Source organism: Oleisolibacter albus (genome assembly GCF_003336875.1).
Classification (GTDB): domain Bacteria; phylum Pseudomonadota; class Alphaproteobacteria; order Azospirillales; family Azospirillaceae; genus Niveispirillum; species Niveispirillum album.
The window spans coordinates 1-11,695 of record NZ_QGNJ01000023.1; the positions used below are offsets into that span (position 1 = coordinate 1).

The window sequence follows — 11,695 nt, forward strand, 5'->3', positions numbered from 1 at the left end:
GCTGCGTCTCCGGGTTCGTCCCGATGTGGCTGGCAATCACCTTGCGCACCAGCTTGGCGTCGATCAGCTTGCCGATCCCGACACCCGGCCGCGCCGTGTCGTTGGCGATCACCGTCAGATCACGCCGGCCCGCCGAAACCAGCGCCTCAACCAGCCCGTCCGGCGTCCCAACACCCATAAACCCGCCGATCATCAGCACCGCCCCATCCGGGATCCGGGATACCGCGTCGGCGAAATCGATCACTTTACTCATCACGGTTCTCTCACAGCACAGCCGCTCCCGTTCGGCCCCGCGCGGAGCGGGGCCGTTGCCGTGGGCAGGCGGTTAGAAAGGCGCGGCGGGAACGGGGAGGAAGCGGCCGTTCCCGCCGCGGACGCTCAGGCCGTCCGGTCCGGGATGTCCAGGTTCAGCAAGGCCGAAGCCAGGCATTTGCCGTGGGCATCCAGGGCCAGCGAACGGGTCACCCCGCCGCCGAGCGCTTTCTGCATGACGAAGTTCAGGGCGCCGACACTGGGGATGGCGTAACGGACGACCTGGCCATGCACGACCCCGGCGAAGAGGTCCTTCACGCGCTCCGGCGTGACATAGGCCTCGATCAGCGGGTAGTCCTTGGCATCGAACGCGATGACCGAGATGTTCGAGATGTCGCCCTTGTCGCCGGTGCGGGAATGGGCAATGTCACGGAGTTTCATGTCAGGCCTCCACATAATCGACGACGGGGGTCACCAGCGTGCGGGGCAGCAGGGCCGACAGCATGGCCACCACTTCCTTGGCCGACTTGGTGGCGCCGCCGCCGCTGGCCGGGCCGTTGGTGTAGAGCGTTTCCACTTCGTTTCCGATGCGGACCGCTTCCTTCAGGGTCTCGGTCCGGCCGACGACGCGGACGCGGACCTCATACGGCTCCATGCCGGCGGCGTTGGACAGCCCTTCACCATGGATGGAGTCGATACCGATGAGGTCGAAGCGCAGCTCGGTGGTCTTCACGCCCATCAGCTTCAGCCGCTCGCGCACGATCTCCAGGGCCAGACGGCCGCGGGCAACGGCTCCCGGCCCGGCATAGGACATCTGGCCCTCGCCGATGAAGCAGTCGATGTAGCCCACCGACACCTTCAGCGTCTCCGGCCGGGCGCGGCCGGTGGCACCGGCCACGCGCACGCGGTCCGGCCCGTCCTGGGTGAAGGTCACGCCGGAGAAATCGGCGATGACGTCGGGCGTGAAATAGGTCGTCGGGTTGTGGATCTCGTAGAGCAGCTGCTCCTTGCAGGTGGCCGTGGTGACGGCACCGCCCGAGCCCTTGACCTTGGTGATGACGGCCTGGCCGTCTTCCTGCACCTCGGCGATGGGGAAGCCCAGCCGGGCCAGATCGGCCACATCCTTGACGCCGGGATCGGCGAAATAGCCGCCGGTGACCTGGCCGGCGCATTCCAGTAGATGGCCGACCACCGTGCCCTTGCCCAGCCGGTCCCAATCATCCATGGCCCAGCCGAACTCGAAGATCTGCGGCGCCAGGAACAGGGCGGGATCGGCGACGCGGCCGGTGATGACCACATCCGCCCCGGCCTTCAGCGCCTCGACGATGGGGCCGGCACCGAGATAGGCATTGGCCGAGACCAGTTTCCCCGCCATGGCAGAGGCCGGCTCACCCGTTTCCTCAATGCGGTGCGGACCGGACTTCAGCTCGGCCAGGACGTCGTCGCCGGAAACGGCGGCGACCTTCAGACCCTTGAGGCCGAGCGCCCGGGCGATCTCCTGGATCTTGGCGGCACCGGCGGCCGGGTTGGCCGCCCCCATGTTGGTGATGATCTTGATGCCCTTGCCGTGGCAGAGCTTCAGCACCGCCTGCATGCGGTCGGCCAGCAGGGGATCATAGCCCTTGGTCGGATCCTTCAGCTTCGCCCCTTGCGCGATGGCGATGGTGCGTTCAGCCAGGCATTCGAACACCAGATACTGGATGTCGCCTTTTTCGGCCAGTTCCACGGCCGGCTCGATGCGGTCGCCGGAATAGCCGGCGCCAGAACCGATGCGGATCGTTTTCATGATTGGCTCCTGGTTACGGAGACCCCGGCGTTCAGAAGGGGAACACGCCGAGGAGGGCAGCCGCGATGGTCATGACCACGGAGGCTGCGAAGAGGAAGGGAATGGCGAATTTCTGATGTTCGCCGAGGCCGATGCCGCAGAGACCGACGACCAGGAAGGTGGCGGGGGTCAGCGGGCTGACCGGGAAACCGACCGTCATCTGGCCGAGCACGGAGGCCTGGGCCACCTGGATCGGGTCGCCGCCCAGGGTCTTATAGACCTCGGCGATGACCGGCATCATGCCGAAGTAGTAGGAGTCCGGGTCGAACAGCAGGCTGAGCGGCATGGAGAGGATGCCCAGCGCGAAGGGGATGTGCTGCGCCATATCCGCCGGAACGAAGGCCACCGCCGACTGGGCCATGGCCGCCAGCATCTTGCTGTTGGACATGATGCCGGTGAAGACGCCCGCGGCCAGCAGGATGCTTGCCATCATCAGCGCCGCCTTGGCATGGGCGTCGACTCGCTCCTTCTGTGCCTTGACGTTGGGATAGTTGATCATCAGGGCCAGAACGGTGCCGATCATGAACATCACGACCGGATCGACCACGCCATCGATCATCACGCCCATGATGAAGATGGTCAGGATGAGATTGACCCAGAACAGCTTGGGACGACGGATCTTCTGCTGCTCCGGCGTCAGCACCCGGGCGGCCGGACCAATGGGGGCCCCACCGGCAGCGACGGCACCCGAGGTATAGCCCAGACGACGTTCCTCACGCTTGCCCAGGAAGTAGGCGACGGTGAAGACGAACACCAGACCGACGCACTGCACGGCGATCAGCGGGTTGAAGATGTCGGTCACCGGCACCTTCAGCGCCGCGGCCGAGCGGATCATCGGGCCGGTCCAGGGCAGGAAGTTGACGCCGGCCGCCATCGACACGCACAGCGCCAGCACCCGCTTGTCCATGCCCAGGCGCTCATAAAGCGGCAGCATGGCCGGAATGGTGATGAGGAAACACACGGCGCCCGAGCCGTCCAGATGGATCAGCAGGGCCAGCAGCGCCGTGCCCACGGTGATGCGGGCCGGCTTGGTGCCGACCAGCCCCAGGATGCGGTCGATGATGGGGTCCATCATCCCGGCGTCGGTGACGATGCCGAAGAAGATGATGGCGAATACGAACATGCCGGCCGTCGGCGCGATCGAACGGATGCCGGCAATGATGAACTTGCTGGTCTCAAGACCGAAGCCGCCCACCAGGGCCGCGATGATCGGCACGGCGATCAGCGCCACCAGTGGCGACATCTTATTGGACATGATGACCACCAGCAGGACAAGAATGGTGGCCAACCCGAGAAGGGCGAGCATGGGGACCTCCGCTAAGTCGAGTTTATTTTTGTTTCTTCGTTGGACAAGGAGATTCACGGATGTGAACCGGCCCTCAGGACACCAGGCAATATCTCCCGTTGTCCGGGAATAAATCCCCGGACTGTCTCTCTATTTCCTTGCTTTCCGACACTTGCGTCGGAGGACCACGTGCAGGGTTTCGGGGTGTTTCTCCCCTTACCGCCGTCCGTTGTTCCGGCGTCCTTGATTGACATGGTAGGGGGGGCGGATCAGATTATGGAATTGAATTTCCTAAATCATGGTAATCCAACTTTTTTATAACAAGGACCGTCATGCTCCAGGGATTCAGGCATATCAAGGCTTTCATGGCCGTCGCCCGCCTGGGCAGCTTCACCAGGGCTGCTCTTGAGGTCAACGTGTCGCAGCCGGCGCTCACGGTGCAGATCCGCCAGCTGGAGGAGGCGCTGGGGGTGCGCCTGTTCGACCGCAACAAGCGGCAGGTGGTGCTGACCGAGGCCGGGCGTAACCTGATGCCATCCCTGCAGCGGGTGCTGAACGAGCTGGAAACCATCATGGATGTCAGCCACGATCTGGCCGGTCTGCGCCGTGGGCGCGTTTCCGTGGCAACCCTGCCCTCGGTGGCAGCCGGGCTGCTGCCGCTCGCCATTCGCCGCTTCATGGCCGACCACCCCAAGATCGACATTTCCGTCAGCGACGTGGTGGCCGAGCGCATCGTGCAGATGGTCAAGGCGGAGGAGGTCGATTTCGGTATCGGCAGCCGCATCGGACCGGATCGTGACATCATCATCACGCCCTTCCTGTCCGACCGCATGTGCGCCTACATGCCGGAGGATCATCCGCTGGCCAACCAACGCCCCTTGCTGCTGAAGGACGTGGCGGCCTTCCCGCTGATCCTGACCGGGCCGAGCACCAGCGTGCGCCAGCTGATCGACCGGGCGCTGGAAAAGGAGGGGACCCCGGCCCATGTGGCCTGCGAAGCCAGTTACATGTCCACCGCCATCGGCATGGTCCGGGCCGGTCTGGGCATTTCAGTCCTGCCGGAATCGGCGGTCGATGCCGCGTCTTGCGCCGGTCTGCGCGTGGAGCCGCTGCACACGCCGGGTCTGACCCGCAAGATCGGGCTGATCCGCAAGGCCAACCGGACCCTGTCGCCGGCGGCGGAGCAGTTCGTGCTGCTGCTGCGGGAGGTGGCGAACTCCCCCCTGGCGCATTTCTCCAAGGGATAAGCAGCGGCCTCCCTTGACAGGGGGGCGGCCGCGATGTGCCAATCCGGGGCGCATGGAACGGAACAGGCTTGGGACGCAGACGATATGAGCAGCGGCACGGGACACGGCTTCGATATCATCATTGCCGGCGGCGGCCCGGCAGGTCTGGCCTTCGCCCGCGCTCTGGACGGCAGCGGTCTGCGCATCGCCCTGGTCGAGCGCCAGCCGCTGGAAACTCTGGCCGATCCCGCCCCCGACGGGCGGGAGATCGCGCTGACGCACCGGTCCGCCGGCATCCTCACCTCCATGGGAGTCTGGTCCCGCTTCAACGACGACGATGTGGCCCCGTTGCGCGAGGCGCGGGTGCTGAACGGCCCGTCCCCCTTCGCCCTGTCCTTCGCCAGCGGACAGGCCGCGGACCGGCTGGGCAACCTCGTTCCCAACCACCGCATCCGTCAGACCCTGTTCCAGTCCGTACAGGGGCAGGAAGGGCTGACGCTGCTGGCCGGCACCGGGATTGCCGGCGTGCGGACCGGAACCGAGGCCGCCACGGTGACGCTGGAGGATGGCCGCACCCTGTCGGCCCGGCTGCTGGTGGCCGCGGATTCCCGCTTCTCCAAAATCCGCGACCAGCTGGGCATCGCCACCCAGATCAAACGCCTGGGCAAGTCGATGCTGGTCTGCCGCGTCGCCCATGAGGGCGAGCATGGCGGCGTCGCCACCGAATGGTTCGGCTATGGCCAGACCATGGCCATGCTGCCGCTGAACGGCCGGCTGTCCTCGGCCGTGCTGACCCTGCCCGCGGCCGAGATCGAGCGGCTGGCCGCGCTCGACCCAACCGCGCTCAGCGATGAGTTGACCCGCCGCTATGACCGGCGGCTGGGCGCCATGACCGTGGTGGGCCGCGCCCATGTCTATCCGCTGGCCATCACCTATGCCCACCATTTCGCCGCCCGGCGGGCGGCGCTGATCGGCGACACGGCCGTCGGCATGCATCCCGTCACCGCCCATGGCTTCAATCTGGGCCTGCAGAGTGCAGCGACCCTGGCCGGGCTGGTGACATCGACCGCCGCGCGCCGCGGCGACATCGCCGGATCGCTGCTGCTGCGCCGGTATGAAGCAGCACACCGGCTGGCCAGCGCGCCGCTCTATGCCGCCACCCGGCTGATCGTCGAGCTGTACACCGACGACCGGCCGCCGGCCCGTCTGGCCCGGACCCTGACCCTGCGCGCCGGTGCAGCCCTGCCCTTCGTCCGGGGCTCGGTCACCCGCATGCTGATGCAGCACTGACCCCGGCGGGCGGAGCGGCCCGGCCGGACAGCGCGGAAACGAAAGGGCCGCCATCCGCCGCCCCACACGGCAGGAGATGGCGGCCCGGCCCGGCCCGGCTTGCGCCGGGGCCGGGATCAGAACGACGCGGTCAGGCCCAGAGAATAGGCCCGGCCCGGCTCGTTATAGGTGGCGGCACCGGCAGCGGTACCGGTGTCCTGGCGATACAGGCGACGGTCCAGCAGATTGCTGATGCCGGCGTTGAGGCGCAGGGACTGGCTGATCTCATAGCTGGCATTGATGCCGAACAGCGCGTAGGCCCCACGCTCGTCGAGGGCGGCGCCCGTGGCGGCGGACCCGTTGCTGGTCAGCTTGCGCGGCTCCTGCTTGCCATAGAGCGTCATGCTGAAGACCAGATTGAGATCCTGCGTGGTCTGCCAGTCCAGGGTGGAGTTCAGCGTGTATTTCGGAATGATCGAGAGCGGCTCGCCGGTCTCCTTGTTCTTGCTTTCCGTCATATAGGTGATGTTGGTGTTGAAGGAGAGCGTCTCCAGCACGGGCACCAGCACATTGCCTTCCAGGCCGGAGACCACGGCCTTGGGCGCATTCTCCCAGCGGAAGACACGGCCGACCGAGGTGCCGCCGGTGGTCGTGCCCACCGGAACCATGCCGGAAACGATCTTATTCTTGTAGTCGTTGTGGAAATAGGTGGCGCTGGCGTTCCAGCCATCCTTGTCGAAGGCGAGGCCGATTTCCTTGTTGACGCTGGTTTCCGCATCCAGGTCGTCATTGCCCAGGATATAACAGCCGCCGCCCAGGCTGGGATAATTGTACGGGCAGCCATTGCCGCGCGAATAATAGAGATAGTTCGGATTCGACTGGTACAGGTTCGGGGCCTTGAAGGCGCGGGCGATGCCGCCCTTCAGCTGCAACCCGTCCAGCAGATCGTAGGAGGCGTTGAGCGACGGACTCCAATTGTCGCCGAACTGGCTGTGGTGGTCGAAACGCACACCCGGCGTCAGCAGGAAGTCCGCGGTGACGGCGATATTGGCCTCGGCAAAGGCGCCGACGTCATCGGCGTCGGCCTTGCCGCTGCGCGCCCCGCTGCCGATCCCGGGAATGGTGCTGCCGTTGGCGACCGACTGGCTCATGGAATAGGGGTCGTCCAGTTCCTCGCGCTTCCAGTCGGTGCCAAGGGTCACCACCATGTTCAGCGGCGCGGAGACCGGGATGTTGATCTCGCCACTGGCATTGTAGTTGTTCAGCTTCGACGTGACGAAGGTGGCGGCGGCCGGGGTGGCGCCGCTGATGGCGCCCTCGCCGCCGCCGGCCAGCCCTTCCTGCATCCGGGTATTGTCGGTGTGTTCGTACTGGAACAGCAGCTTCGAACTGGCCCAGTCCCACTCGCCCTTGTGCGTCAGCGAGGCCGTGCTGCGCTTCATGATGTTGGTCTCGGCCCCGTCTTCCGCCAGCGCCCCGGTGGTGGCGCTGCCATTGGCAACGGCACGGTCGCCGGCATAGATGTTGCCCTGACGGGAATAGCCGGCATCGGCCTCCAGCACCTGCTCCGGCGTCAGCTGCCAGCGCAGCAGGCCGTTGATATCTTTGTTCTCGACACCCTCGCGCCCGGCCGGCGGGTTGACACCGGCCGCCGTACCGGCCGCGCCGCGGTTGATGTCGGGATCATCGCCATCGGTCTTGTTGTAATTGCCGTAAACGCGGAAGCTCACGCCATCGGCAATGGGGCCGCGCAGATTGAAACCGATGCGCCTCGTGTCGCCTTCATCGCTGCTTTCCGGCTGGCTGGTGAACAGGGTGACCGACCCGGCCAGCGTGTCCGTGGGCTGCTTGGTGATGATGTTGACCACGCCGCCGCTGGCACCGGAGCCGTAGCGGGCCGCCGCCGGGCCGCGGATGACCTCGACGCGTTCGACCTCCTCGGCCGGCACCCAGTTGCTGTCCCCGCGGGTGTTGCGTTCACCGCTGCGGCCCATGCGGATGGAATCGCGCGACGAGACGGGCTTGCCGTCGATCAGGATCAGCGTGTTCTCCGGCCCCATGCCGCGCAGATCGATCTGACGGTTGTTGCCATATTGGCCGGACGCGCTGTTGCCGGTCAGGTTGACGCCGGGCATGCGCCGGATCACCTCGGCCAGATCATTGACCGGCGGACGCTTGGCGATGTCCTCGGCCGTGATGATGGATACGCCGGGCGCCTGCTTCAGCTCCTGTTCGGCGGTTTCCGTAACCTGCAGGGTCGGCAGCACCTTGGCAGTGCTGGCCGGCGCGCTGGCAGCCGGATCGCTGCTGGCCGGGTCTTTGCCCGTGGCGACGGTCTGAGCCTGGGCGGCAAAAGCGGTACAGGCCAAGGCCAGCCCGAAGGCGGTTCCCTGGTTCAGGCGGAGCAGCAGGCGCGGCACGGTGTTTCCCCTTGTCATCCATAGTCGTGTCGGCGCGTCACTCTCATCGGCGTTCCCGCCGGTCGCCCGGCTTCGCTTCAGCACCAACCCCCTCTTGCCCGTCGGCGCCCGGTCAAGCCGGACAGTCATGCCAGCAAACAGAATCAAAGGCCTGGAACACTGTTCGGTCAGGAACTAATAATGATAATGACTCGCATTAGCTTTCCTCCGATAGCGCAGGACAACGCTTCACTCATCCCTCTTTCTTGCATGGCGAATATGCAGACCTGCGCAGACACCCCCCCGCCGGGCAGGAGACCGGGCGCGACAGTGGGCACGCGCACTGCCTGTTCCCTGCAAGGCAGCAATTGCAACGCGTGGGTCGACATCCCCGGAACGTTGGGCGTCAAATAGGTAATCCTTGCCCCGTGCTGCCGGCCCGGCCCGGACCGCGCTCCGGTGCCGGCGGCCTATTGCCGTCGAAGAGCGTCCCGGACCATGCCCGACCAGCATCACCGCACCCGCCTGCGCCTCCGTCTGGCCGGACTGCGCTCACGCCGGGAGTTGGTGTTCTGGGTGGGATCGGCGCTGGTTGGCTTGGCTGCCGTTCTGTTCGCCCAGGCCTCGGACTTGGCCCAGCATCTGGCGGCGCAATTGCGGCAGCAGCTGCCGCTGGCACCGCTGCTTCTGCTGCCGGCGGCGTTCGCCCTGGCCGCCGCCATGACGGTACGCTTCTTCCCCGGGGCCCAGGGCAGCGGCATTCCCCAGGTCATCGCCGCCCGCACCAGCGAGGGCTGGGGCAGCCGTTTCAGCCTGCTGACCCTCAAGGTGGCGACGGGCAAGATCCTGGCCACGCTGCTGGTGATGCTGGCCGGCGCCAGCGTCGGCCGCGAGGGGCCGACAGTGCAGATCGCCGCGGCCATCCTGCTGACCGTGGCGCTGCGGGCCAGACTGCCGGCACAGCCGGGACTGCCGCTGGCCGGCGGGGCCGCCGGCGTGGCTGCCGCCTTCAATACGCCCTTGGCCGGAATCGTCTTCGCCATCGAGGAACTTGCCCGTTCCTATGAGCAGAAGGCCAGCGGGCTGGTGCTGACGGCCGTCATCATCGCCGGCCTGTGCAGCCTGGCCCTGCAGGGCAATTACGTCTATTTCGGACGCCATCATCTGGAGCCGCACCTCCATGAATTCCTGGCCCTGCCGCTGGCCGCCATCCTGGGCGGGCTGGTGGGCGGCCTGTTCAGCCGGGTGGTGCTGTGGAGCGGCGGGGCACCGGCCCGTCTGTTCGGCGGCGCCTTCCGGGGCCGGCCGGTGCTGTGGGCAGCGGCCTGGGGACTGGTCGTGGCTGTCGCCGGGCTGTTGTCGGGCGGGGAAGCCTTCGGCACCGGCTATGCCCAGTCCAGGGCCGCCATCGAAGGCGGCGACCTGCCACTGCTGTATATGCCGCTGAAGCTGGTGACCACCATCGGCTCGGCGGCCAGCGGCGTTCCGGGCGGTATCTTCGCCCCGTCCCTGTCGATCGGCGCCGGGGTCGGCGACCTGCTGGCCCGGCTGCTGCCGGCCTGCGACCGCGGCGTGCTGGTGGTCATGGCCATCGCTGCCTGTTTCGCGGGTGTGGTCCAGGCCCCGATCACCGCCTTTGTCATTGTCATGGAGATGGTGGACGGCCATGCCCTGCTGATCCCGCTGATGGCCGCGGCGGTGCTGGGGGCGCGGACAGCCCGGCTGATCTGCCCGGAGCCGCTGTATCACGGGCTGAGCCGCCGCTTCCTGACACGGCCGGCGCCCGTTCCGGCCCCAATGGAACAGCCCTCGCCCTGAGGCACGGCCCGTCAGGCCTTGGCCTGACGCCGGCGCCAGAGGCGGTTGGCGGCATAGACCAGCAGCCCGATCCCGTGCCACAGGGCGAAACGGTCCAGTGTCAGCTGCGGCAGGCTCAACAGCAGATAAAGACACCCCGCCGCCGCCAGCGGCGCCAGCAGCCAGGCCAGGGGATAGCGGAATCCACGGCGGGCTGCGGGGTAGCGCCGGCGCAGCACCAGCACCGTGATCGACACGGCGACGAAGGCGGTCAACGACCCGGCATTGGTCAGCTCGGCGATCTCGCCCAGGGGCAGGAACCCGGCCACCAGCGCCACGGCCAGGGCCGTCAGCAGGGTGACCAGGCGCGGCACGCCGGCCCGGGGATCCACCCGCGACAGCCGCTCCGGCAGCAGACCGTCGCGGGCGATGGAATAGAGCACCCGCGTCTGGCCATACATCATGACCAGGATCACCGTGGGCAGGGCCAGCACGGCCGCCAGGGAGATGACCGAGGCCGCCAGCGGATGGCCGATCAGGATCAGGATGTCGGCCAGCGGTGCCGCCCGCCCGGCGAACCGGGTGAAGGGCACGGCCCCCACCGCCGCCGCCGAGATCACCATATAGATGACGGTGCAGACGGCGATGGAGCCGATGATGCCAATGGCCACGTCGCGCTCCGGCCGCTTGGCTTCCTCGGCCGCGGTGGCGACGGCGTCGAAGCCGAAAAAGGCGAAGAACACCACGGCGGCGGCCGTCATCACGCCCCGCGTCTCGCCGCCGATCTCCTGGGCGAACAGCCCGTAGGGCGTGAAGGGGGCGAGATTGTCCGTACTGAACACCGCAAAGGCCAGCAGCGCGAACAGGGCCAGCGCCGACAGCTTCACCACCACCAGCGCCACATTCCAGCGCGCGCTTTCATGCACGCCGCGCATCAGCAGCGCCGCCACCAGCAGCACGATGCAGACCGCGGGCAGATTGATGATGCCGCCGGCATGGGGGCCGGCGGTCAGGGCCGTGGGCAGCGCCAGCCCCAGATGCCCCAGCATGGCGACGATATAACCCGACCAGCCCACCCCCACGGCCGAGCAGGCCACGGCATATTCCAGCACCAGGCTCCAGCCGACGAACCAGGCCACGGCCTCGCCGAACCCGGTCTGGGCATAGGCGTAGGCCCCGCCGGCATCGGGGATCATGCTGGCCAGCTCGGCATAGGCCAGCGCCGACAGGGCGCAGACGGCGCCGGCGATGGCGAAGGCCAGGATGATGGCCGGCCCGGCCCGCTCCGCCCCGACACCGATCAGGGTGTAGATGCCGGTGCCGACGATGGCGCCGACACCCAGCGCCACCAGATGCGGCCAGCCGAGCCGGCGGTGCAGCCCGGAGGGCGGCTGGGACTGGTCCAGGGGACGCGCCGTGAACAGCGACATTCAGCGCCCCCGGAACAGGCAAGGACAAGCGGACACGGACGACACCTTTGACAGACCCTCTGACGAAACAATCCCCGACAGCGGGGGTGCGGAGGGTGAACCGGTGCGCCGGTCAGATCAAGTCCCGGATGGCCGCCCAGACATGCGCGAAATGTCCCATCATCTCAAAGCACTGATAATTTTATTGCGACTACCGGTGGCGGGGCGGAGCG

General features: G+C 67.1%; 9 protein-coding genes. 3 read left to right on the top strand and 6 right to left on the bottom strand.

Features of this window, described 5'->3' with window-relative positions:
• The 4 genes from DK368_RS20245 to DK368_RS20260 form a co-directional block, all read right to left on the bottom strand.
• Positions 1-253: CoA-transferase (locus DK368_RS20245; protein ID WP_275668542.1), on the bottom strand; the 253-nt coding region annotated here is incomplete at its 3' end.
• Between the two features lie 125 nt (positions 254-378).
• Positions 379-693, bottom strand: a complete 315-nt coding sequence (locus DK368_RS20250; protein WP_114395801.1) for an AtuA-related protein — start codon at positions 691-693, stop codon at positions 379-381.
• Position 694: 1 nt separating this feature from the next.
• Entirely contained in the window at positions 695-2,038 is a 1,344-nt protein-coding gene (locus DK368_RS20255; protein ID WP_114395802.1) for an acyclic terpene utilization AtuA family protein, read from the bottom strand.
• A gap of 31 nt (positions 2,039-2,069) precedes the next feature.
• Entirely contained in the window at positions 2,070-3,383 is a 1,314-nt protein-coding gene (locus DK368_RS20260; RefSeq protein ID WP_114395803.1) for a CitMHS family transporter, read from the bottom strand.
• Positions 3,384-3,694: 311 nt separating this feature from the next.
• Between DK368_RS20260 and DK368_RS20265 the strand changes: the two genes are divergently transcribed.
• Both DK368_RS20265 and ubiM read left to right on the top strand, forming a co-directional pair.
• Positions 3,695-4,609: a LysR family transcriptional regulator gene (locus DK368_RS20265; RefSeq protein ID WP_114395804.1), complete on the top strand. Its 915-nt coding sequence runs from the start codon at positions 3,695-3,697 to the stop codon at positions 4,607-4,609.
• A gap of 84 nt (positions 4,610-4,693) precedes the next feature.
• Positions 4,694-5,878 (top strand): 5-demethoxyubiquinol-8 5-hydroxylase UbiM, encoded by a 1,185-nt coding sequence (ubiM, locus tag DK368_RS20270; protein WP_114395805.1) that lies wholly within the window; start codon positions 4,694-4,696, stop codon positions 5,876-5,878.
• Positions 5,879-5,994: 116 nt separating this feature from the next.
• Here the strand turns inward: ubiM and DK368_RS20275 are convergent, their stop codons facing one another.
• A complete protein-coding gene (locus DK368_RS20275) occupies positions 5,995-8,277 on the bottom strand; it encodes a FepA family TonB-dependent siderophore receptor (protein ID WP_275668543.1) in 2,283 nt (760 codons plus the stop codon).
• Positions 8,278-8,754: 477 nt separating this feature from the next.
• Here DK368_RS20275 and DK368_RS20280 point away from each other — a divergent pair, with 477 nt between their 5' ends.
• Positions 8,755-10,074 carry a chloride channel protein gene (locus DK368_RS20280; RefSeq protein WP_114395807.1) on the top strand — a complete coding sequence of 440 codons (1,320 nt, stop codon included), beginning with the start codon at positions 8,755-8,757 and terminating at the stop codon, positions 10,072-10,074.
• Positions 10,075-10,085: 11 nt separating this feature from the next.
• On the opposite strand, the gene DK368_RS20285 is transcribed toward DK368_RS20280, so the two are convergent.
• Positions 10,086-11,483 carry an amino acid permease gene (locus DK368_RS20285; RefSeq protein ID WP_114395808.1) on the bottom strand — a complete coding sequence of 466 codons (1,398 nt, stop codon included), beginning with the start codon at positions 11,481-11,483 and terminating at the stop codon, positions 10,086-10,088.
• Positions 11,484-11,695 lie beyond the last annotated feature (212 nt).

Bases quoted from the DNA above. Each gene is read 5' to 3' on its own strand.
- DK368_RS20250 (WP_114395801.1), bottom strand. From the start codon at position 693: ATGAAACTCCGTGACATTGCCCATTCCCGCACCGGCGACAAGGGCGAC.
- DK368_RS20255 (WP_114395802.1), bottom strand. From the start codon at position 2,038: ATGAAAACGATCCGCATCGGTTCTGGCGCCGGCTATTCCGGCGACCGC.
- DK368_RS20260 (WP_114395803.1), bottom strand. From the start codon at position 3,383: ATGCTCGCCCTTCTCGGGTTGGCCACCATTCTTGTCCTGCTGGTGGTC.
- DK368_RS20265 (WP_114395804.1), top strand. From the start codon at position 3,695: ATGCTCCAGGGATTCAGGCATATCAAGGCTTTCATGGCCGTCGCCCGC.
- ubiM (WP_114395805.1), top strand. From the start codon at position 4,694: ATGAGCAGCGGCACGGGACACGGCTTCGATATCATCATTGCCGGCGGC.
- DK368_RS20280 (WP_114395807.1), top strand. From the start codon at position 8,755: ATGCCCGACCAGCATCACCGCACCCGCCTGCGCCTCCGTCTGGCCGGA.
- DK368_RS20285 (WP_114395808.1), bottom strand. From the start codon at position 11,483: ATGTCGCTGTTCACGGCGCGTCCCCTGGACCAGTCCCAGCCGCCCTCC.